Source organism: Halalkalibacter sp. HAAS-P013 (assembly GCF_056619925.1).
Genome location: NZ_JBWQTU010000009.1, coordinates 174,009 through 197,395, shown reverse-complemented (window position 1 = coordinate 197,395; position 23,387 = coordinate 174,009). Strand labels below are relative to the sequence as shown.

General features: G+C 37.5%; 16 protein-coding genes. 11 read left to right on the top strand and 5 right to left on the bottom strand.

Features of this window, described 5'->3' with window-relative positions; translation table 11 throughout:
• The first annotated feature begins 54 nt into the window (after positions 1-54).
• From AC1FXP_RS14105 to AC1FXP_RS14090, 4 genes are all read left to right on the top strand, one after another.
• On the top strand, positions 55-1,239 hold the full coding sequence (locus AC1FXP_RS14105; protein ID WP_480062414.1) for an aminotransferase class I/II-fold pyridoxal phosphate-dependent enzyme: 1,185 nt from the start codon (positions 55-57) through the stop codon (positions 1,237-1,239).
• A gap of 80 nt (positions 1,240-1,319) precedes the next feature.
• On the top strand, positions 1,320-2,216 hold the full coding sequence (locus tag AC1FXP_RS14100) for a manganese catalase family protein (RefSeq protein WP_480062412.1): 897 nt from the start codon (positions 1,320-1,322) through the stop codon (positions 2,214-2,216).
• Between the two features lie 189 nt (positions 2,217-2,405).
• Positions 2,406-3,014, top strand: coding sequence for a fumarylacetoacetate hydrolase family protein (locus AC1FXP_RS14095; protein WP_480062410.1), 609 nt, complete (start codon positions 2,406-2,408; stop codon positions 3,012-3,014).
• Between the two features lie 42 nt (positions 3,015-3,056).
• The gene (locus AC1FXP_RS14090; protein ID WP_480062408.1) at positions 3,057-3,806 is read left to right on the top strand and encodes a glycerophosphodiester phosphodiesterase; all 750 of its coding nucleotides are present in this window, start codon (positions 3,057-3,059) and stop codon (positions 3,804-3,806) included.
• Positions 3,807-3,870: 64 nt separating this feature from the next.
• On the opposite strand, the gene AC1FXP_RS14085 is transcribed toward AC1FXP_RS14090, so the two are convergent.
• The 4 genes from AC1FXP_RS14085 to AC1FXP_RS14070 are packed head-to-tail and all read right to left on the bottom strand — an operon-like array spanning position 3,871 to position 10,067.
• Complete coding sequence (locus tag AC1FXP_RS14085) at positions 3,871-6,315, bottom strand: glycogen/starch/alpha-glucan phosphorylase (protein ID WP_480062406.1); 2,445 nt, start codon at positions 6,313-6,315, stop codon at positions 3,871-3,873.
• A complete protein-coding gene (glgA, locus tag AC1FXP_RS14080; RefSeq protein WP_480062404.1) occupies positions 6,251-7,747 on the bottom strand; it encodes a glycogen synthase GlgA in 1,497 nt (498 codons plus the stop codon). The genes AC1FXP_RS14085 and glgA overlap by 65 nt, the downstream gene beginning before the upstream one ends.
• Before the next feature lie 34 nt (positions 7,748-7,781).
• On the bottom strand, positions 7,782-8,888 hold the full coding sequence (glgD, locus tag AC1FXP_RS14075) for a glucose-1-phosphate adenylyltransferase subunit GlgD (RefSeq protein ID WP_480062403.1): 1,107 nt from the start codon (positions 8,886-8,888) through the stop codon (positions 7,782-7,784).
• A 24-nt stretch (positions 8,889-8,912) separates the two neighbouring features.
• Entirely contained in the window at positions 8,913-10,067 is a 1,155-nt protein-coding gene (locus AC1FXP_RS14070) for a glucose-1-phosphate adenylyltransferase (RefSeq protein WP_480062402.1), read from the bottom strand.
• Positions 10,068-10,423: 356 nt separating this feature from the next.
• On the opposite strand from AC1FXP_RS14070, the gene AC1FXP_RS14065 reads away from it, so the two are divergent.
• From AC1FXP_RS14065 to AC1FXP_RS14035, 7 genes are all read left to right on the top strand, one after another.
• On the top strand, positions 10,424-11,968 hold the full coding sequence (locus AC1FXP_RS14065; protein ID WP_480062401.1) for a GNAT family N-acetyltransferase: 1,545 nt from the start codon (positions 10,424-10,426) through the stop codon (positions 11,966-11,968).
• A 66-nt stretch (positions 11,969-12,034) separates the two neighbouring features.
• The gene (locus AC1FXP_RS14060; protein WP_480062399.1) at positions 12,035-12,559 is read left to right on the top strand and encodes a FixH family protein; all 525 of its coding nucleotides are present in this window, start codon (positions 12,035-12,037) and stop codon (positions 12,557-12,559) included.
• A 180-nt stretch (positions 12,560-12,739) separates the two neighbouring features.
• Positions 12,740-14,476: a phospho-sugar mutase gene (locus tag AC1FXP_RS14055; RefSeq protein ID WP_480062397.1), complete on the top strand. Its 1,737-nt coding sequence runs from the start codon at positions 12,740-12,742 to the stop codon at positions 14,474-14,476.
• Positions 14,477-14,601: 125 nt separating this feature from the next.
• On the top strand, positions 14,602-16,014 hold the full coding sequence (locus AC1FXP_RS14050) for a SpoVR family protein (protein ID WP_480062395.1): 1,413 nt from the start codon (positions 14,602-14,604) through the stop codon (positions 16,012-16,014).
• A gap of 537 nt (positions 16,015-16,551) precedes the next feature.
• Positions 16,552-18,300: an ABC transporter ATP-binding protein gene (locus tag AC1FXP_RS14045; protein WP_480062393.1), complete on the top strand. Its 1,749-nt coding sequence runs from the start codon at positions 16,552-16,554 to the stop codon at positions 18,298-18,300.
• A gap of 10 nt (positions 18,301-18,310) precedes the next feature.
• Positions 18,311-20,119 carry an ABC transporter ATP-binding protein gene (locus AC1FXP_RS14040; protein ID WP_480062391.1) on the top strand — a complete coding sequence of 603 codons (1,809 nt, stop codon included), beginning with the start codon at positions 18,311-18,313 and terminating at the stop codon, positions 20,117-20,119.
• A 384-nt stretch (positions 20,120-20,503) separates the two neighbouring features.
• Positions 20,504-21,709: an aminotransferase-like domain-containing protein gene (locus tag AC1FXP_RS14035; RefSeq protein WP_480062389.1), complete on the top strand. Its 1,206-nt coding sequence runs from the start codon at positions 20,504-20,506 to the stop codon at positions 21,707-21,709.
• Positions 21,710-21,843: 134 nt separating this feature from the next.
• Here the strand turns inward: AC1FXP_RS14035 and AC1FXP_RS14030 are convergent, their stop codons facing one another.
• Entirely contained in the window at positions 21,844-23,220 is a 1,377-nt protein-coding gene (locus AC1FXP_RS14030; RefSeq protein WP_480062387.1) for a sodium-dependent transporter, read from the bottom strand.
• Between the last annotated feature and the right edge of the window lie 167 nt (positions 23,221-23,387).

Sequence of the window (23,387 nt, the reverse complement as noted above, 5' to 3'; positions counted from 1 at the left end):
GTTCTTTAAGCAGCATGAAGGGGCTACTTGTTTGATGTAGAGAGGTGACGAACGTTGAAAGAATTTCCGCACTCAGATGCCTTGCAACGATTGCCAGAGCAGTTTTTTGCAAAGCTTGTAAATAAAGTAGTGAAAGTAAAAGAACAACATGATGATGTCATAAATTTAGGGCAGGGTAATCCTGATCAACCAACACCTAAGCCAATCGTTGATCAATTATCAAAAGCAGCAAATAATCCTTCTTATCATAAGTATCCGCCATTTGCTGGATATCCATTTTTAAAAGAGGCAGTAGCAGACTATTACAAGAGAGAATATGACGTTGATGTTGATCCAAAAACCGAAGTTGCGGTCCTTGCTGGAACGAAAACAGGTCTAGTAGAGATCAGCCAATGCTTACTTAATGCTGGAGACACTGTTCTAGTTCCTGATCCAGGATACCCCGATTATTGGTCGGGAATTGCATTAGCGGGTGCTAAGATGCATGAAATGCCACTTAAACATGAACATAATTTCCATCCGAACTTTTCAGAAATAAATGATGCAACTTTAAATGATGCTAAGTTAATGTTCTTAAATTATCCGAATAATCCAACAGGTGCAGTTGCGACCTCTGCGTTATTTGAAGACGCTATACAATTGGGAGATAAGCATGATGTATGCATTGTTCATGATTTTGCCTATGGTGCAATTGGCTTTGATGGAAAGAAACCAATCAGCTTTCTTCAAATACCAGGAGCAAAGAATGTTGGTGTAGAAATGCTAACCTTATCAAAAACTTACAATATGGCTGGCTGGCGCGTCGGATTTGTTGTAGGGAATCCAAGCATTATTAAAGCAATTGAATTAATTCAAGAGCATTATTACTGCAGTTTATTTGGAGGCATTCAAGAAGCAGCGGCTTTTGCCTTGAAGTCGGATCAATCAAGTGTCATAAAATTAGTCACAATGTATGAAAAACGGAGAAAGGCACTTGTTGATGCAGCTCAAAAGATTGGATGGAACGTTGAGGCACCTAAAGGTTCTTTCTTTGCATGGTTTCCTGTTCCCGAAGGATATAATTCTGAAACATTTGCTGATCTTGTGTTAGAAAAAGCTAGAGTTGTGGTCGCTCCAGGAGTTGGCTTTGGAAAGCATGGTGAGGGGTACGTGCGAATCGGTTTATTAAGTGAAGAGGAGGTACTCCAGGAAGCAATGGAACGAATTGGAAAACTTCAGTTATTTTCGTCCCCTTTGTAAAATAATTTATGGAATAGGACATCCGTCATCCTTCATATGAACATAGTGAATCTCATTTTGTTCAATTGGAGGGACGGCTTGTGATCAAACGTTTAGATAAGCTATTAATTGACTTGCCTAAGCCGGAGCATCCGGATGCCAATGCTGCTGCGGCAGTACAAGAATTACTTGGTGGTAAGTTCGGGGAAATGTCGACATTAAATAACTATATGTATCAATCTTTTAATTTTCGTAGCAAGAGGAAACTGAAACCGTTCTATGATCTAGTTGCAAGTATTACGGCTGAGGAATTTGGCCACGTCGAACTGGTATCTCATACAATTAACAACATGATTGAGGGCACAACCTTTACAGCAGATCCTGATATGCAACCAATGCAAAATGCAAAAGATAAGCGTAATACGTACCACTTTATTGATACTGCTCAAACGTCACGTCCAATGGATTCAATGGGGGCTCCTTGGAGAGGAGACCACGTTTTTAACAGTGGAAATCTGATTTTAGATTTATTGCATAATTTTTTCTTGGAGTGCGGCGCGAGAACACATAAGATGCGAGTATACGAAATGACGGAGAATCCAGTTGCCCGTGAAATGATTGGCTACCTCCTCGTACGGGGTGGTGTCCATGTTATTGCATATGCAAAAGCGCTTGAAATTGCAACGGGTGTCGACATGACGAAAATGGTACCAATCCCGAATTTATCAAACAAAGCTTTTGATTATGCTAGAAAGTATGAAGATCAGGGAATTCATCGCAAGTTGTATACATTTAGTGATACGGACTACCAAGATATCGACAAGATTTGGAAAGGAACCCACCCTGAGGATGGAAAGCCAGTAGAAGTCATTCGAGGCGCTCCACAAGGTGCACCGATCCCAGATTACCCAGAAATCCCAGAGGAATTTGCTCCAGGTATTTCACATGAGGACTTCTTGGAGATTGCCAAACGACTTCAACGTTCAGCTGGAATTTAGTATGAAGTAAAAGTGTTCCAATAGGTTAGTAACTTATTGGAACACTTTTATGCGTAATTTGTTAAATGAATAGGTCTACTAGATAATCGGTAACGCTATCATTCTTTACATTGTTTCAGTACAATAAAATCATATGATAAGTACCAAATGTTAGAGGAAATTTACTGTCATAATGAAAGGATGATAGCGATGAATATTTATTGCATTGGTCGCAATTACGCAAATCATGCCAAAGAATTAGGGAATGCGATTCCGGATCAACCACTTTTATTCTCAAAGCCTAGTCATTCGTTAATCATCACAAAAGGTCAATCCATTGTCCTTCCAAAGGGACGAGGAGAAATACATCATGAGTTAGAAATTGTCTTAAAAATTAATAAGTCTGTTCAAAAAGGAGACAAAGTGAATGATGTGGTTAGCGAAATGGCTTTGGGGCTAGATTTAACGTTAAGAGATGTTCAGTCTGAATTGAAAAAAAAGGGACAGCCTTGGCTTCGGGCCAAGGGATTTAAGAATTCGGCTATCATTACTGGTTTCTGGGAGTTTGACCAACAGGAGTGTGTTAACACAGACTTTGCTTTCGAGGTGAATGGGAAAATGGTTCAAAAAGGTAATATTCAAGATATGATGTTTGATTTTCAAGAGATTATTGATGAATGTGCGGATTGGTTTGGATTAGCAGAAGGTGATCTTATTTTTACAGGGACACCTGAAGGAGTAGGTCCTTTACAATCTAATGATATTGGGAGAATGTTTTGGGGGAAAGAAGAAAAAGGTACTTTTTCGGTGGCTCCTTAAAAAAATAATCTTTTTCAAATCTAAAGTACGAGAGGAGATAAAGTGAATCAGACAAAAGTTTTCGCGCATCGAGGTTTCTCTAGTCAGAATCCTGAAAATACAATGGCGGCCTTTATGGCTGCGGTTAACGCAAATGCTGATGGAATTGAGCTTGATGTTCAGTTAACCTTAGATGAAATCCCTGTTATTATTCATGATGAAACATTAGATAGGACGACATCAGGTTCTGGATTCGTACAAAGCTACACATTAGAAGAAATAAAAAAATTGAGCGCTGGTGCATGGTTTAGCCAAACATTTAAAGACGAACAAGTTCCAACACTTGAAGAAGTCTTAATATGGTCAAAGGATCATTCTATCGTATTAAATATTGAACTAAAAAGCCAAATCAATGATAGAAATAAGGCAGCGTCTATTATTTTTCCGTTAATAAAAAAACATGGACTAGAAGAGCAAGTTATTATATCATCTTTTGATCACAAAGTGATTGCGTTATGTAAAGAGCAGGCGCCTATGCTTGAAACAGCAATTATTGTTTTAGCAGCACTTCATGAACCTGTAACGTATTTAAGGAATGTTCAAACGCAAGGGTATCATTTTTATTATAAAAGTTTGTTAAATGCAGAAATTGAAGATCTTATTAAGAGAGGAATTCGTTTAAGACCTTATACAGTTAATGATGATTATCAAATAAAACGGTTTATTCAGCTCGGTTGTGAAGCAATTATTACAGATCACCCTAAAAAGGCAGTAGACATACGAAGCTGTTACTTTAATCAACCTAACAAATAGTCTGAAAGAAGGGTTATCCCAAAGGTCTGTTCTTGCTTGACCTATTGGGATAGCCCTCATCTTTTTATAAAATTGGATGTGTTGGAACTGAGGTAGGTTGAATATTCCAAATTTCTTCAGCGTATTGTCTAATTGTTCGATCACTTGAAAAAGCACCAGAGTGCCCAATATTAACAATACTTTTTTGTAACCAATCTCTTTGGTTTTGGTACGTATGGTCAACACGGTTCTGAGTAGAGAGATAACTATCAAAGTCTCGCAGGACAAAATACTCGTCATTATTATAAAGAAGTGAATAGAAAATATCTTTGAAATCAACATCATCCCCTGAAAAATGCTGATTAACAAGAAGATCCATTACATTTCGTAATCTTCTATCATTATTATAATAATCCCTAGCACGATAGTCTCCACGCATTTGGTAATTAAAAACTTCTTCTGAAGTTATACCGAAAGTAAAAATATTGTCACTTCCTACATACTCACCAATCTCTACATTTGCCCCATCTTGAGTGCCAATTGTTAATGCACCGTTCATCATGAGTTTCATATTCCCAGTACCGGACGCTTCTTTACTAGCTGTAGAGATTTGTTCACTGACATCTGCAGCCGGAATGATTTGTTCAGCTAATGTCACTTGATAATTTTCTAAAAACAGAACTTTTAGGTGTTTGCTAATAGTTGGATGGTGGTTAATCTTTTCTGCAACAGCATTAATGAGCTTAATTACTTGTTTAGCAAATGTGTAACCAGGTGCTGCTTTTGCTCCGAAAATAAATATACGTGGAGTCATTTTGATATCAGGGTTCTCTAAACAAGTATTATAAAGATGAATGATATGAAACAGATTTAGCAACTGACGTTTATATCCGTGTAGACGTTTAATATGAACATCAACAATTGCATGATCATCAATTGTGAGATTGTAATGTTGTTTAATATACGTAGCTAACTTCTTTTTGTTCTCATGTTTTACGCGAGAAACTGAATCTTGAAAAGCTGGATCCGTAGCATAAGGGAGCAGAGAAACAAGCTGTTCCGGTTTCCTTATCCAATCAGTGCCAATCGCTTCGGAAATGACATGAGCAAGACCTGGATTGGCATTTAGAAGCCACCGTCTATGAGTGATTCCATTTGTCTTATTATTAAATCGGTCAGGATAAACAATATGAAACGGCTTCATTACACGATCCTTTAATATGCTCGTATGTAACTTTGCAACACCATTAATACTAAAGCTTCCTACCATTGCTAGATGAGCCATATGAATCTGTCCATAAGCTAATATGGCCATTTCTGGTATCTTTTCGCGTAATTCAGGGTAGTCAAACCAAAGCATTTTGCAGAAGCGTTCATTTATTTCATAGATGATTTGGTACAGTCTTGGAAACAACGTTTCAATCATATCTTCTGGCCATTTCTCTAAAGCTTCACTTAAAGTCGTGTGATTCGTGTAAGCAACCGTCTCTTGAGTTATCGCCCAAGCTTCATCCCAACCTAGTCTCTCATCATCAAGCAAAAGGCGCATTAACTCTGGGACTACAAGGCTTGGATGGGTATCGTTTATCTGGATAACGACATGTTTAGAAAGTTCATTTAGTGGTTTATTTCGTTTTTTGTACCTTTGGAGGATACTTTGTAAACCTGCAGATACAAGAAAATATTGTTGTTTTAGGCGCAATATTTTCCCTTCATAATAGGAATCATCGGGATAAAGAAATTCTGAAATTTTCTCAATGGAACGTTTATAATCAAGGTAGTGATAGTAATCATGGCCGCGGCTTGAATGAAAGTGGAAGTGATTCGTAGTTGATTCAGCGCTCCATAACCGAAGTGTATTTACTGTATTATTGTCGTAACCTACGATTGGTACATCATATGGGATTGCGAGAACACGCTCATAATCATGATGTTGAAAATGGAGCTCACCATTAATCGTTGTAGTCTCAACAGTCCCACCAAAGCGAACTTCAATTGCTTTATCATTTCGCTTTGTTTCCCACATGTACTCATCTTCTAACCAGTAGTCTGGTAGCTCTACCTGGTAGCCATTTACAACCTTTTGTTGGAATAAACCGTATTTATAACGAATGCCCATTCCATATCCAGGTAGTTGAAGAGAGGCAAGGGAATCTAAAAAGCATGCTGCTAGACGCCCAAGTCCTCCATTTCCAAGCCCTGCATCATGTTCTTCTCTAAAAACTTCCTCTGGATTGAAACCAAGGGAGGTTAATGTTTCTTTGTAGACATCTAGTAGTCCCATATTAAGTAAATTGGTCTCAATCATTCTCCCTAGGAGAAATTCCATTGAAAAATAATAAACTTGTTTAGACTCGTTCTCATCATATGTTTGCTGCGTCATTTGCCAATTAGGGTGTATGGAATCTTTCATTATCAGACAAATGGATTGAAACACATCTTTTGTCGTAGCTTCCTCGAGGCTTTTACCGAATGATGAGGTGAGCTTCTCTTTCAGTAACTGACTTAGATTGTCGACGTTCATTGTCATGTTTTTCCTCCTCATTCACCTGCATCGTTAGCATATTATACACTTTCAAATAGCTAGATGCAGAATGTTCCCAATTTAATTTGGATTTGTAGACGTTCTTTAGGAGTCGGTTCCAGTGTGTAGGTTGATAGTACAAATGGATGGCATAACGGATGGTGTTTAAAAAGTCATAGGCATTATAATTCGTGAACGAAAAGCCATTTCCTTCTCCATTAAATTCATTATACGGTTTTATTGTATCTTTTAACCCTCCTGTTTCTCGAACAATCGGAATACTTTCATATCGAAGGGCTATTAATTGCCCTAAACCACAAGGTTCAAATCTTGATGGCATAAGAAAGAAATCAGAGGCTGCGTAAAGTCTGTGAGCGAGCCCTTCATGAAAGACATTTATGAATCGACATGAATTAGGAAATCTGTCTGAAATAGAATGAAAGGCTTCTTCAAAACGGGCTTCTCCTGTTCCCATAATGACCACTTGAACGGTTTCGGTACTCAACAACTCGTCAAGAATGTGGGTGAGAAGTGGAAGACCTTTTTCTTCTACTAAACGACTAATTAAAACAAACATAGGTATATCGTTTGAGATGATTAGATCTAACTCTTGTTGCATTATTCTTTTATTCTCTTTTTTTCCTGCGTAATTCTTAGAGTAAGGTACTGAAACATTAAGATCAGATTGAGGATTATAAATCTCTTCATCTATCCCATTAACAATTCCTGTAATACTCGATATTCTTTCAGCTAAATACTTTTCTAAGCCTTCGCCGTAATAAGGATCTAATATCTCTTTTGCGTAAGATGGACTAACTGTTGTAACCCAATCTGCATGAACTAGTGCACCTTTCATAAAGTTAATCGTTCCATTAAGTTCAAGCCCACCCAAATGAACAAGGTCTAAATGCAATAATTCCTCAAAGATTGAGAGGGGGAAAACACCTTGGTATTTTAAATTATGAATAGTAAAGACAGTTTTAATAGGCTGTTGATAGACTCCAGCCTTGATATAGAGAGGGATCAGTCCGGTTTGCCAATCATGGCAATGGATAATGTCTGGAACTAGACTTATATGATTAAGAGTTTCAAAAAAAGCATGAGTAAAAAAGGCGAACCGTTCGGCATCATCTGGCTCCCCATATAGATGAGCTCTGTTGAAATAGTATTCGTTATCAATAAAATAATACGTTACGCCTTCTTGTTTATAAGAAAGCAACCCACAATATTGTTTTCTCCACTTTACCCAAACATCAAAAGATGATTCAAATTGTAGTTGGCTTTGTATTTCTGATGGCATGGATCGGTATTTAGGTAAGATCACCGTTAGATCATGCTTTTTATTTGCAAGTGCCTTAGGAAGAGAAGCTATGACATCTGCTAACCCTCCGGTCTTAAAGAAAGGTGCACATTCGGATGCCGCCATTACAATATTCATCAGTTTAACTCCTTTCGAACTATTATTTTAGGGATTACAATACTTTTCTCTTAGCAACGATGTATGGGTTCTCTGGTGCACCAATAAAAGTGCGGTCAGGTGAAATAATGATGTCTTTATCTAGTACGACATTCTGTAACAAGGTTCCTGCTTGTATTTCGCAACGTTGCATAATAATTGAATTTCGGACGACAGCGTCTTTATGTATGTGAACGCCGCGGAATAAGATGCTATTTTCAACTGTACCTTCAATCACACAACCATTTGCTATTAATGAACCCTTAGCGATAGCGCTTTTTGCATACTTAGTTGGTGGTTCATCTTTAGGTTTCGTGTAAATTGGCTTTCTATTTAAAAACAATTGAGCATAAACGTCTATGTCTAATAAAGACATACTGTGTTTATAGTAGCTTTCTATTGAATTAATGACTGCTAGGTATCCATTGTATTCATAAGAACGCACAGTAAGACGATTTAAATTGGCAATAATTCCATCAAGTAGTAAATTTTCTTTCTTTCTAGCAATACAGAAATCTACTAGCTCTAACAATAGAGACTTTTTAATAATATACATATCCATAAATAAATTTGGATTGTTTGCATCAGTCGTAATGTTTAATACGTTTCCAAACTCATCTAACTCTAGTTTCTTTTCGGTTAAGTGCTCACTTTGTAAATGGGTGACAGGCTGATAGATTGTGGTTACATCTGCTCCAGTATTAAGGTGATGTTGAAATACTTTCCTATAGTCAATATTGCATATGTGGTGACTACCAGTAATAAGAACATATTCTCCTAATCCCCGGTTAAAGAAGTCTCTATTGTTGTGAAAATGCTGCAAGTCTCCTCTGGAGAAATCGGTAGGGTCATTCCAATCAGGAGGAAGAATGAATAATCCCCCTCTTTTTCGGTCTAAATCCCACGGCTTTCCTGTGCCTAAGTGATCCATGAGTGATCGATATTTTTGCCTTGTGAAAACGGCAATATCTTGAATTTGAGAATTAACCATATTAGAAAGGACAAAATCAATCATTCGATACCTACTACCGAATGGAACGGCAGCTCCGCACCGGAAATACGTAAGTTCTTTTAATAAATCTAATTCACCATCTAATTGAATAACGCCGATAAGTTTTTCCATACATTTCGTCCTCTCAAGTATATTTTATCTAGGGATTGTTGCGAAGTTTTGAATAGGGGTTTCTTTATCTATTACGATGATTTCATTATCGGGTGATTCTATTTCTGTATAATCAGGAATCATTACTCCTTCGGCTAAGATCACTTTCTTTAACTTGACATTTTGACCGATTTTTACATTTGGCATGACGACACATTGGTCTAGGTGACTATGGCAGCCAACACCAACTTGATGAAATAAAATAGACTTGGAAACCTCTCCGTAAATGACACATCCTTCATTAACTAGAGAGTCTGTGACATGAGCTTGAGGTGAAATATATTGCGGTGATTGACATTCGTGAACGGAGTAGATGCGCCAGTTGTATTCATTAAGTTTTAGAGAAGGTTGTTTATTCAATAAATCCATATTGGCTTCCCAAAAACTTTGAACTGTTCCGACATCTTTCCAGTACCCTGAAAACGGATAAGCAAAGAGCTTTCGATTATCTTTAAGCATAGCTGGGATTATATCTTTTCCAAAGTCGTGACTAGACTCCTTGGATTGTGCATCCATATTTAAATAGGATTTTAAAATTGACCAGTTGAAAATGTAAATCCCCATAGATGCCAAATTGCTTTTAGGGTTTGAAGGCTTTTCTTCAAACTCGATAATATCTCCATTATCAGTTGCGTTCATAATACCGAAACGACTAGCTTCTTCCCATGGAACTTCTATAACAGAGATAGATGCATCAGCTCCACGCTCCTTATGGTATTCAAGCATTAGGCTGTAATCCATCTTGTATATGTGGTCACCAGATAAAATTAAAACGTATTCAGGATCATACTGCTCAATGAAGTAGCGATTTTGATAGATGGCATCTGCTGTCCCTAAATACCATGATCCCCCTCGTTTTTCAACAAAAGGAGGAAGTGAAGTTAACCCTCCATTACGTCTATCTAAATCCCAAGGTGTTCCAATTCCAAGGTGATTATTTAGCGCGAGTGGCTCATACTGAGTTAGTACGCCAACGGTTTCAATACCTGAGTTAATGCAATTACTTAATGGGAAATCAATAATTCGATATTTACCTCCAAAATAGACAGCAGGCTTGGCTAGTTTTTTTGTTAGATTTCCAAGCCGTTTCCCTTCACCACCTGCTAGTAGCATTGCAACACATTCTTTACTTCTATTCATTTTTACCGCCCCAGTCTGAATTAATTTTAAACGTAAAAGAACCATTTTGTGGGGATACTAGTTATTTCAATAGAGGTATCCTTTATTGTAGTGGCATGACCACATGTTGTTTTCAGTGTATGCGAGTGGGAGCGCTTAACATTCCAATCAAATTAAATTTTTTAATTGAAATTTGGAGCGCGATTTTACGAGAAGAAAGAAGAACTCAATAAGACGATTGATTAATACTAGGAAATTAATGAGGGTGCTCTTTCTAGGTAAGTGAGAATTCATAATTTATGAGTGAAATGCAAAAGAGTGTTCATCATAAAGAAAAAAGGGTAAACTTCATGAATGGATAGAAAGGAGTGGATTCGATGTCTAAAAAAATAGATGTTTCTAAATTTGAGAAAAAGATGTTTATTCGTAATATTGAGCCGGATGACTTTGATGATATTATTGAAATGTCGAAATTGTGCTTCCCGAATATGGAGCCTTGGGAGCGCGAACATTTGCAAAGTCATGTTGATATTTTTCCGGAAGGTCAATTTTGTGTAGAGTATGACGGAGAAATTATCGGGTCTTGTTCTAGCCTTATTATTAATTTTGATGAATACGATGACCAACATACTTGGGATGAAATAACGGATAGTGGATATATAACAAATCATGATTATGAAGGGTATAATTTATATGGAATTGAGGTCATGGTTCATCCTGAATACAGACGAATGAAGATTGGTCATAGGTTATATGAAGCAAGGAAGGATTTAGCCAGGGAGTTAAACTTAAAAAGCATTATTATTGGTGGTCGTATTCCTAATTACTTTAAGCACGCTAAAGAAATGACACCAAGGCAATATGTTGAAGAAGTTACCATGCATAACATTTATGACCCTGTTCTTACGTTTCAAGTAATGAATGGCTTTACTATGAAACGTATTAACCCAAATTACTTAGAGGACGACCGAGCGTCACTTCGGTATGCTACGTTAATGGAATGGAATAATATTGATTATCGTCCTACAGTTCCAAAACGACAATTTAAAACATCGTTCCCTGTTCGAATCACAACGATTCAGTATGCAATGAAGAAAATTTCCTCTTTTGAGGATTTTGCTATTCAATGTGAATACTATACAGATGTTGCTGCTAGCTATCATTCTGACTTTGCAGTATTTCCTGAAATTTTCACATTGCAACTGTTATCGTTCTTACCTGAGAAAAGCCCAAGTCTTGCAATAAGACGATTAACGGAGTTTACAGAGGATTATATTGAACTGTTTACGATGCTTGCTGTTAAATACAATGTGAACATTATTGGTGGTTCACACTTTGTTGAAGAAGAAGGGAAAATTTATAATATTGCTTATTTATTTAGACGAGATGGGACAATTGAAAAACAGTACAAACTTCATATTACTCCAAATGAGCGGAAATTTTGGGGGATATCTGGTGGTAACCATGTAAATGTATTTGATACTGACTGCGGAAAAATTGCGATTCAAATTTGTTATGATATTGAATTTCCAGAGTTAGCAAGAGTCGCCGTTGATAAAGGGGCAAATATAATTTTCACTCCATTTTGTACAGATGATCGCCAAGGGTACCTTCGCGTTAGATATTGTTCTCAAGCTAGAGCGATTGAAAATCAGGTGTACACGGTCCTGTCTGGAACGGTTGGTAATTTAACAGATGTAGAAAACATGGATATTCAATATGCACAATCAGGCATTTTTAGTCCTTCTGATTTTACGTTTGCTCGTGATGGAATTGTCGGTGAGTGCCTAGCGAATATAGAAACAGTCGTGGTGGGTGACGTTGATTTAGAGATACTTAGAAGGAATCGACGTGCTGGTAGTGTGAATCAACTACGTGATCGTAGGCACGACATATATTCGATAAATTATAAACAATCATAATTTTTATGTTTACCTCCTCTCTAGTTTGGATAGGCTGATGTGTGACTCATAAGGGAGGTCAGCTTGATGAGACTAGAGAGGGAACCATTAGAAAAGAAACCCATGATAATGCTAATTCTAATATGTATTTTAATCCTTTCCTCTTACTTGCTTGCCACATTGCCAAACACGGAAAAGATTGAAACGAATTGGACATTATCATTTACAGGGGCAGATGAGTTTTTTCAGACAGGACAAGTAACAGATTTTCATGTTTTTCTTGAGGATGAGTTTGGAAGTGCTATTGAAAATGCCACCGTTACTGCTGTATTCGACCGACCAGATACCGTTCATCATATAAAAAAAGTATTTAGTCGGGTAGAAGGTGGTCTTTATGAAACGGATATAGTGTTTTCTGTACCTGGAACGTGGATTGCAATGGTTGAAGTAGAAAAAGGAGATCATATTTACAGAAATCAAATATTATTCACTGTCGATGGATCGATTGCCTCAGAAGCAAACCGAGACCCAAAAGATCATTTTCATTTAGAACAACCTCTTCCATCAGAGTTACAACGGAGTTTGAATAATATTCCAGTATTTAACAAATGATTAAAGCACATGTTCAGATGGCACAGAAAAAGGTGATGTTGACCTTTTTCTGTGCCATCTTTTTCACTTCATTTTTTTATCTTTCACTTTTATTTTTGGAATTTTAAAGGATAATTAGGTCCTAGGGTAGAATTGAAATGCTATAATAAAAGACATACTGCATGAATTAGGAGGAAGAAAATGACTTGGAAAGATCAATATCAAAAGTGGACCAATTTTTCAGCTTTAGAAGAAGAATGGAAAGAAGCGCTAATTGAGAAGAAAGAAAACGAAGTAGAGCTTGAAGATTGCTTTTATAAAGATTTAGAGTTTGGAACTGGGGGTATGAGAGGCGAAATTGGTCCAGGACCAAATCGAATGAATACATATACTATTCGTAGAGCAGCTGAAGGTCTAGCACGCTTCATTGAAAAGGCAGGTACGGAAGCAAAAGCACGTGGAGTGGCAATTGCATTTGATTCTAGACACAAATCTAGACAGTTTGCTTTAGAATCCGCTCTTACATTAGGGAAGCATGGCATTAAGTCGTATTTATTTCATGAGCTTCGCCCGACACCTGAACTTTCTTTTGCTGTGCGCCATTTAAATGCATACGCAGGAATTGTTATTACAGCAAGTCATAATCCACCAGAATACAATGGTTTTAAAGTGTATGGTGAAGATGGTGGACAATTACCACCAGGGCCTGCAGATGAGCTTGTTCGCTATGTAAATGAAATTGAAGACGAACTTCAAATTGAAGTTGCTGATGAATTAGACCTTAAAGGAAGTCGTTTACTTCAAGTAATTTCAGATGATATTGATAGCGCTTATAATGAGAAGCTACAGTCAATCATTGTTCAAAAAGAGATCATTGAAGAATTTGGTGACAAGGTAAAGATCGTTTTTACACCTCTACATGGAGCAGCTAATATTCCTGTTCGACGTGTTCTGGAGAGTAGTGGTTTTTCTCAAGTAATAGTTGTTCCTGAGCAAGAATTGCCTGATCCGAATTTCTCTACAGTGAAGTCACCTAATCCAGAGGAGCACGCTGCTTTTGAATTAGCAATTGAGCATGGGAAGAAGCTTGATGCCGATGTGTTAATCGCAACTGATCCAGATGGTGATCGTGTAGGTGTAGCGGTTAAAAACCGTGAAGGAGACTATGTAGTTTTAACAGGAAATCAAACAGGTGCCTTAATGCTAGACTACATCTTGTCACAAAAACAAGCACAACAAATCTTGCCTGCTAATGGCGTTGTGTTAAAAACAATTGTTACATCTGAAATTGGTAGAGCGGTTGCAGATGAATATAATTTGAAAACAGTTGACACTTTAACTGGTTTCAAATTTATTGGTGAGAAAATTAAACAATATGAACAATCAGGTGAACATAGTTTCTTGTTTGGATATGAAGAGAGCTATGGCTACTTAATTGGCGACTTTGTCAGAGACAAAGACGCTGTTCAAGCTTGCCTATTAGCTGCAGAGTTAGCTGCGTACTACAAATCACGTGATATGAACTTGTACGATGGGCTCATTGAAATCTTTGAGAAATACGGTTATTACCAAGAAGGACTAGAATCATTGACTTTAAAAGGAAAAGCGGGAATTGAGCAGATTAATCAAATTCTCACTTCTTTCCGAGAAACTCCACCGACTGATCTTGATGGAGACAAGATTGTAACGATTGAAGACTATAAGTCAAGCAAATCAAAGAATGCAATAACAGGTGAAGAGAGTACGATCGAATTGCCACCATCTAATGTATTAAAATATATTTTAGAGGACGGCTCTTGGTTCTGCATTCGTCCATCAGGAACTGAACCGAAGATTAAATTTTACTTTGGAGTCAATAAAGAAACATTAGAAGAGAGTCAAAATTCGCTGGAACAACTAAAACAAGCCGTCATGGGCCTAGTTCACAAGCTTATATAAACAGCAAAAAGCTACCAAGTTTGGTAGCTTTTTGCTGTTTATATAAGAAATAAGAGCAAGTTCTACTCATGATTTGTATCTACTCATCATAAATTGAAAGAAAGCACGTTCAAGGAGGGATTCGAATGTCGTCGGAAAATTGGAAGCAACTTGAACACTCTATTGCTGAAATTACAGAAATTGCTGAGGGTTTTGGTCTCGATTATTACGAAATGAGATATGAGATTTGTCCAGCTGAAATTATTTATACATTCGGTGCTTATGGGATGCCAACTAGGTATAGTCATTGGTCCTTTGGTAAGCAATTTCATAAAATGAAACTGCAATATGATTTGGGACTTAGCAAAATCTATGAACTTGTAATCAACTCTGATCCTTGTTATGCATTTCTATTAGACAGCAATTCTCTTATCCAAAATAAATTAATTGTTGCCCATGTTCTTGCTCATTGTGACTTCTTTAAAAATAATGTCAGGTTTTCAAATACTCGCCGAGACATGGTGGAAAGTATGAGTGCAACAGCTGAACGAATTGCTCATTATGAACATGTACATGGAAAAGAAGAAGTGGAGAATTTTCTAGATGCAGTTTTAGCTATACAGGAACATATTGATCCAAGTATTCTACGTCCAAAACTGAATTGGAGCATGGAGGACGAGGAAGAGCTAGAGCCGAAGAAGAAACTATCGGAATATGATGATTTATGGGCTCTTGATGAAAAGAAGAAAACTGAAAAACCTAAGCCGAGAAAGAAACATTTCCCTCCAAGTCCTGAAAAAGATATATTGTTATTTATTGAGGAGTATAGTAGAGAACTAGAACCATGGCAGCGTGATGTACTAACAATGATGCGAGAGGAAATGTTATATTTTTGGCCACAACTAGAAACAAAAATCATGAATGAAGGATGGGCGTCATATTGGCATCAACGTATCCTTCGAGAAATGGATTTGACTAGCGAGGAGACGATTGAATTTGCTAAATTAAATGCGGGCGTTGTACAGCCATCGAAGACAACTATTAACCCATATTATTTAGGCTTGAAAATATTTGAAGATATCGAAGAAAGATATAATAATCCGACAAAAGATATGCAAGAACGTCAAGGTGTAACTCCAGGTAGTGGACGAGAGAAGATGTTTGAAGTACGAGAAATTGAATCAGATATTTCCTTCATTCGAAACTATTTAACGAAGGACCTCGTTACCCGAGAAGACATGTACCTATTTCAAAAACAAGGTGCTGATTACAAAATCATTGATAAACAATGGGAACAAGTGAGAGATCAATTAGCCCAATCTCGAGTAAATGGAGGTTTCCCGTACTTAGTCGTTACAAACGGCGATTATTTGAAAAATGGGGAACTTTATATTAAACACAATTATGAAGGAACAGAATTAGATGTTGGTTATTTAGAAAAGGTACTCCCATATCTATACCAACTATGGGGACGCCCTGTTCATATCGAAACCATAATAAACGAAAAAGAAATCGCCTTCGTCTACGACGGAAAAAAAGTCCATAGAAAATATCTGTAGAGTTAATGAAAAAAGGCGCCCTTTCCTTTTTTCATTAACTCGAAGCGATGAGCGAAGCCGCCGTAATGTCTTAAGCATAAAGGAGCGGGTTTCTCCTTTAGGCGCACGGCGAGCGTAGCCATCGCAAACATGTTCGCACAAATACCGCCAATAGTACTTTCACATTAAAAGAACGAGAGGATGAGCAGGACTGCCGTAATGTTTTAAGCATAAAGGAGCGGGTTTCTCCTTTATGCGCACGGCGAGAGAAGCCATCGCAAAGATGTTCGCACTATTAAGTAAAAAAGCGCCCTTTCCTTTTTTCATTAACTCGAAGCGATGAGCGACCGCAAATCCTTCTCTAATAATCCATTGGTAAGCTCCTCTCCCGAGCTTACCTGTTTCAGTTAAAATAATCGAATATTTTTTGAAAATGCGGAAAATTGAAAAATGATATTGACGAATTCTTTATGACAGGAGTAGTATTATTGATAGTCAATAATAATTCGATAAGCTAAATATTAGATTTTGGAAATATTGATAAACGGGGGAGTGACTATGGAAACATTTAAACGGTTAAAGCAATTTTATTGGCCTTACAAAAGTTATTTTATTTGGTCGCTGTTAGCACTTTTAATTGTCACTGGAATGACGGTTCTTTATCCAGTGATTTTACAGTTTACGATTGACCATGCTGTACGGGCAGAGAATTATGAATTAATCCCATATTTAGCCTTGGCTATTGTTGTGGTTATGGCGTTAAAAGGTGGAGCTGTTTATATTCATCAATATTTCGGTGATCTTTTTGGGATCACGACCGTCTACAAATTACGAAATACGTTGTATAGAAAACTCCAATTTCTTCCTTTTCGTTACTATGACAATGCAAAAACGGGAGATTTAATGTCACGATTAACAGGAGACGTGGAGACATTTCGGTTTTTCCTATCTTTTGGTTGCGCGCAAGTAGTGAATTTTGTCTTCCTTGTTGGTTTTAGTATGACTGTGATGTTTTACTACTCCATCCCGCTTACTCTTGTAACATTGGCGGTACTTCCTTTTTTGGCAATCACTGTGAGAAAATTTGATAAACGAGTTCATCCTGGATTTCGTGGAATTCGAAAGTCTTTAGCAAGGTTGAACACAAAAGTACAAGAGAATGTAAGCGGAATGCATACTGTAAAGGCATTGTCTCAAGAAGATCAAGAAATAAATCGCTTCGAAAAATCAAATGAAGACTATCGACAAAAACATCTTGATATTTCAAAAATTTGGGGTAACTATTTTCCGTTCATGGAGTTTTTAGGGAATTTATCGGCGGTTTTCCTTTTGGTATTTGGTGGATATTTAACAATACAAGGTAGTTTACAGCCTGGTGAACTTGTTGCCTTTTTTAGTTTGGTTTGGTATATCATCGGTCCAATTATGAATTTAGGTTTTATTATCAACATGTTTTCACAATCAAAAGCATCAGGCGAACGTTTGCTAGAGATTCTTGATGAAGAAGAAAGAATTGATGAGGCATTGCCTAATACAAAATGTAATGAATTTGTAGGTGAAGTTGTATTTAATGAAGTCTCCCTTACATATGGAGCAAAGTCTGCATCTGCACTTAAAGGAATCTCTTTTGAAGCGAGCAAAGGGAAAACCATAGGCCTAGTTGGAGCTACAGGTTCAGGGAAATCAAGTATTATCCAACTCATAACAAGGTTTTATGAACGTTCATCAGGAGAAATCTTCATTGACGGTAAATCGATAGATGAGTATACCCTAGGTGATCTAAGAGAACAAATAGGAGTTGTGTTACAAGAAACGTTTTTATTCTCGTCGACGATTCGCGATAATCTTGCCTACGGAAGACCTGATATATCAATGAAGGAAATTATTGAAGCAGCAAAACGTGCCGATGCTCACGATTTTATCACTGCACTACCAGATGGATATGAGACGGTCCTTGGAGAGCGGGGGCTTGGTTTATCGGGGGGACAGAAGCAGCGGATCGCAATTGCAAGAGCGTTCATCATGGATCCGAAGATTTTGATCTTAGATGATGCCACGAGTGCTGTAGATATGCAAACAGAAGTGAAGATTCAAAAGGCCTTCCGTGAAGTGATGGAAGGACGTACAACCTTTATTATTGCTCACCGTATTTCATCTGTGAAACATGCCGATGAAATCCTTGTTCTTGAAGATGGGGAAATTTGTGAGCGTGGAACTCACAAAGAACTGCTAAATTCGGGTGGACTTTACCGTAGAATTTACGATATCCAAAACCAAGATCAAGAATACGTTCTTCAACAGGCTTAAGGGGGAAACCATGGATACGACAAAGCGATCAAGATTTCATTATACGACAGAACAAATCATTGAAAAACCATTCAATTGGTCACAGATGGTTCGCCTTTTTGGATATATGAAGCCTTATGCGTGGACGCTTTTACCGAAAACCATTATTGCTATGTTAATTGTTACAGCAGTAAGAGTAGCTGTTCCTATTTTTATCGGCGTATTAGCGATTGATTATGCGATTATACCAGGCGATTTAAACTTACTTTATTCATTTGCTGCAATTGTACTTGGACTTTATCTTTTTTCATGGATTGCAAATGTATTTCGAATTAGATGGATGAATGAAATCGGCCAGCATATGATATTTGATATTCGGACAGCGCTATTTAATCACATACAGAGATTATCACACCGCTTCTTCGATCAACGTTCAGGAGGATCAATTCTGGTCCGAGTAATCAATGACGTAAATTCAATGCAAGATCTATTTACGAATGGTGTAGTCAACTTATTGATGGATATCGTCATGCTAGTAGGGATTATCATCATATTGTTTGCATTAAGCCCTGAGCTTGCGATGTTAATATTAATCGTGTTGCCAATCATGTTCTTTATTTCCACGAAACTTAGAAGGAAGATACGGAGATCCTGGCAGACAGTACGTGTAAGACAGTCAAAAATGAATTCACATCTCAATGAAAGTATTCAAGGAATTCGTGTTACACAAGCCTATGCACAGGAAAAAGAAAACATGGAGTTCTTTGATGGTGTTAATACAGATAACTATGAAAGTTGGAAACACGCAACACGAATGAATGCAATCTTTCGTCCGTTTGTTGAAATGTCCAGTGCCGTAGGAGCTGTCGTATTAATTTGGTATGGGGCTTCTTTGATCGAATCAAATACAATTTCCATTGGGATTTTTGTATCATTTGCTTTTTACTTAGGGATGTTCTGGGAACCAATTTCTAGATTAGGGCAAGTTTATAATCAATTACTCGTTGGAATGGCTTCGTCAGAACGAATCTTTGAGTTCCTTGATGAAAAGCCATCTGTACCAGAAAAGAAAGACGCAATTTCTATATCAAAGGTAAAAGGCGACATTATTTTTGAAGATGTTCAATTTGCTTATGATGAATCAAGAAAGGCTCTTCAAGACATTAATTTAACATTTGAAGCTGGTCAAACCATTGCGCTAGTTGGTCATACAGGTTCAGGGAAATCAACAATCGTGAATTTAATGAGTCGCTTTTATGATCCGACAAAGGGCCGAGTTCTCCTTGATGGAGTGGATTTGCGTGATCTGCGTTTAGATGAGTTACGTTCTAATGTCAGCTATGTGTTGCAAGATACGTTTATCTTTGCAGGAACGATTATGGATAATATTCGCTTCGGGAGACCAGGTGCTACTGATCAAGAAGTAATTGAAGCAGCTAAAGCAATTGGTGCACATGAATTTATTATAAAGTTAGAAGATGGTTATGATACTGAAGTAGAAGAGAAAGGAAACGTCCTTTCGGTAGGAGAACGTCAATTGTTGTCCTTTGCACGTGCTTTACTTGCGAATCCACGGATTCTCATTTTGGATGAAGCCACAGCAAGTATTGATACAGAGACAGAACTGAAGATTCAAGAAGGGTTAAAACGATTATTAGCAAATCGTACGGCAGTGATGATCGCACACCGTTTGTCTACGATACGCGATGCAAATAAAATTATCGTGTTAGAGCAAGGGAGTGTTTTAGAAGAAGGCACCCATGATGAATTAATGCAAAGTACAGGAGCTTACTATAACCTTGTAAAATCGCAATATGCTGCAATGATGGATAAGGGATAGATCAAGGTTTGTGTGGACTTATAATGCCTAGCAATAGTAGAAACAGATTGTGGGTGATAATTACTCACGTTTGTGTTTTCAGCTGATGCTTATTATGAGTCCATTTTTAATGAATTTTAAGCTTAATTCAAAATGTATAACACTTACAATTGTTAAAAGTATCATTATTATATTTACGTCCCACTACTTTTTTCTTGTCTCTAAAGCGTCTAAATAGTATCCTTATAGGGGCAAACAGGTCATGTGGAGAATATTCTTATAGGTGATGGAAAAAGTAATTTATAGGATCTATTGTAAAGTGAGTAAGATTTATTGACAAATCAATAAATCGGAGTAGAATAGATGTAATATTCTAAATTTTATAAAAAAATAGAGGTGCTAGAAATGAAGTATGCCTTTGCAGATCGAGTTCGGTATTTACAATCTTCTGCGGTTAGAGATATTTTGAAAATTGTAGGGAAGGGGAATGTCATTTCATTCGCTGGAGGGCTGCCTGATGATGATTTGTTTCCATTAGACGGACTTGAAGATGCATTTTCAAGGGTTTTTCAAACAGGTAAAAAATCGTTACAGTATATGGAGACAGAAGGGTATCGTCCTTTACGAGAAGTCATATTAGAGCGGATGAGTAAAAAAGGGATAACGGGATTTACGTCGGATGAGGTTCTTATTACTACTGGATCACAACAAGCCATCGACTTATTTTCGCGAATTATGCTAAGTCCTGGAGATGTCGTTTTAACGGAAGATCCAACGTATCTAGCTGCACTTCAAGTGTTTAAATCGTATGAAGCAAAAGTTGTGGCTGTTGACTCTGACGATAACGGGATGCTTCCAGATGATTTAGAGAGTAAATTAAAGAAACATAATCCAAAGTGTATCTATGTAGTACCAACTTTTTCAAATCCGGCTGGGCGTGTTTGGTCACTTGAGAGACGCAAGCAGTTAATTAACCTTGTACATAAGTACAAAGTTGTAGTGTTTGAGGATGATCCATATGGTGAACTTCAATTTACGGAAGATGAAGTATATCAGCCACTGGCTTCTTTAGATGATGGAACGCATGTTATGTATACTAGTACGTTTTCGAAGACAGCAGTACCCGCTTTACGCACTGGTTGGATTGTAGGACCATATCAAGTAGTACGTATGATGGCCCAGGCAAAACAAGCGAATGATTTACATTCCAACTCCTTGTCCCAACAAGCTTTATATCAATTATGTACACATTATGATCTTGATGCACATATTAAACATCTAATAAAAGTGTACAAAAGCCGGATGGAGGTTATGGTACAATGTCTTGAAGAAGCCAACTTACCTGAAGTTCACTTTGTTAAGCCAAAAGGTGGAATGTTTCTCTGGTTAGAAGTAGAAAAGTCTCTTAATATGACCTCTCTACTAAATGATGCGGTTGATCGCGGGGTTGCATACGTACCTGGTGAACCGTTCTACGCAGGGCCTCCAAAGAAGAATACATTACGGTTGAATTTTACACATTCTACACCAGATAAAATTGAACAAGGCATGAAGTTATTTGTTCCATTAATTCAAGAAGAAATGGAAAAAAGGTTAGTAAATGTCGAATAAAAAAAGAGACAGAGTCGGATTAATAAAACCAACTCTGTCTTTTTTTCATGACGTATTTTGCAACATGAAAAAACGGACTCAAGGGGAACTAAAAGGAGACATCCCTCTTTTTAGTATTGAGCCCGTTTTCTATATTAAAATTCTCTAATTGAACTAATAAAGACAGCTAGAATGGCTACTGGTACGATGTAGCGTAATAAAAATAGCCAAATATGTCCAATTTTTGTGTTGCCGAAATCGGAATCACGTAATGCATCAGCTTTCTTCCAGCCCCAGCCCATAAAGAGGGCAATAATTAATCCACCAAGAGGTAGGAAAATATTTGAGGCAATAAAGTCAATAGAATCTAAGATGTCTCGACCACCAATAATACTAATGTTTGATAATACCCCTTGACTAAGAGAAGAAGGGATACCTAGTAAAAAGATTAATGAGCCAACAATAAGAGCTGCTTGTTTACGAGACCAAGCAAATTTTCTCATGAAGTAGGCTACCGCTACTTCTAATAATGAGACAGCTGATGTTAGTGCAGCTGCAGCAAGTAAGAAGAAGAATAATAGACCAAAAACTCCACCAAGGGCAAAGCTGTCAAAAACATCAGGCATAACAACAAAAACAAGTCCAGGTCCTGAACCAGGTTCAATACCGAAAGCAAAAACAGCCGGGAAGATCATAATACCTGCAATAATGGCAAACGTTGTATCTAAACCAGCAACACTTGCAGCAGCCCCAGGAAGCTTCTCTTTATTTGACAAATAGCTACCGTACGTTATTAACGCCCCCATCCCTAAACTAAGGGAGAAGAATGCTTGACCTAATGCGGCTAAATAAATGTTAGGGTTTGTTAAGGCAGACCAGTCAGGAGAGAATAAAAATGCTAAACCTTCTTTTGCTCCACCAAGAGTTAATCCATAAATAGAAAGTACAATAAGTAAAATTCCGAGTAATGGCATTAATATTTTGTTTGAACGTTCGATACCTTTTTTCACACCAACAAAAACGATCCCAATTGTTAAAACCATAAATAAGAATTGCCAGAAAAGTGGTTGCCCTGGATTAGAGATAAATCCTCCAAAGAACGCACCATATCCATCAGCAGGAGCAGTCCAAAGGTTCCCTGTTAAGTAATTAAAGAAATAATAAACAATCCATCCCGCGATAACGCCATAAAACGAAAGAATCATAAATGCAGCAGCAACACCCATGATACCAGCTGCTTTCCAAGGTTCACCTGGAGCTAGTCGGTCTCCACCAGGAGATAATTTTTCAAACGCACCAACAGCGTCGCTTTGTGCCTTACGTCCAATTGTAAATTCTGACATAACAATTGGTAAGCCGATTAAAATGATCATTACTAGGTAAACCAAAATGAAGGCGGCACCGCCATTTTCTCCGGCTACATAAGAAAACCTCCAAATATTACCTAATCCAACAGCTGAGCCCATAGCAGCTAAAATAAATCCTAGTCGTGATGCCCACTGCTCACGTCCTGGTTCTTGCTTTCGTGACACAACGTATTCCTCCTTTAAATTGTTAAATTGTTTTGTGGATATACTATATCACACTAAAGAAAAATTGAATAGTAAATTTTCTGACAACATTTTTTGGAAGATAAGGAAGCAAAGTAGAATGATTTTTGAATTGGAAAGGCCGCTATGAAAATTTCATAGCGAGCTGC

Excerpts from the sequence above, each read along its gene's own strand:
- AC1FXP_RS14040 (WP_480062391.1), top strand. The coding sequence starts at position 18,311 with ATGGATACGACAAAGCGATCAAGATTTCATTATACGACAGAACAAATC.
- AC1FXP_RS14045 (WP_480062393.1), top strand. The coding sequence starts at position 16,552 with ATGGAAACATTTAAACGGTTAAAGCAATTTTATTGGCCTTACAAAAGT.
- glgA (WP_480062404.1), bottom strand. The coding sequence starts at position 7,747 with ATGAATATTGTAATGGCGGCATCCGAATGTGCACCTTTCTTTAAGACC.
- AC1FXP_RS14065 (WP_480062401.1), top strand. The coding sequence starts at position 10,424 with ATGTCTAAAAAAATAGATGTTTCTAAATTTGAGAAAAAGATGTTTATT.
- AC1FXP_RS14035 (WP_480062389.1), top strand. The coding sequence starts at position 20,504 with ATGAAGTATGCCTTTGCAGATCGAGTTCGGTATTTACAATCTTCTGCG.
- AC1FXP_RS14070 (WP_480062402.1), bottom strand. The coding sequence starts at position 10,067 with ATGAATAGAAGTAAAGAATGTGTTGCAATGCTACTAGCAGGTGGTGAA.
- AC1FXP_RS14095 (WP_480062410.1), top strand. The coding sequence starts at position 2,406 with ATGAATATTTATTGCATTGGTCGCAATTACGCAAATCATGCCAAAGAA.
- AC1FXP_RS14050 (WP_480062395.1), top strand. The coding sequence starts at position 14,602 with ATGTCGTCGGAAAATTGGAAGCAACTTGAACACTCTATTGCTGAAATT.
- AC1FXP_RS14060 (WP_480062399.1), top strand. The coding sequence starts at position 12,035 with ATGAGACTAGAGAGGGAACCATTAGAAAAGAAACCCATGATAATGCTA.
- glgD (WP_480062403.1), bottom strand. The coding sequence starts at position 8,888 with ATGGAAAAACTTATCGGCGTTATTCAATTAGATGGTGAATTAGATTTA.
- AC1FXP_RS14055 (WP_480062397.1), top strand. The coding sequence starts at position 12,740 with ATGACTTGGAAAGATCAATATCAAAAGTGGACCAATTTTTCAGCTTTA.
- AC1FXP_RS14085 (WP_480062406.1), bottom strand. The coding sequence starts at position 6,315 with ATGACAATGAACGTCGACAATCTAAGTCAGTTACTGAAAGAGAAGCTC.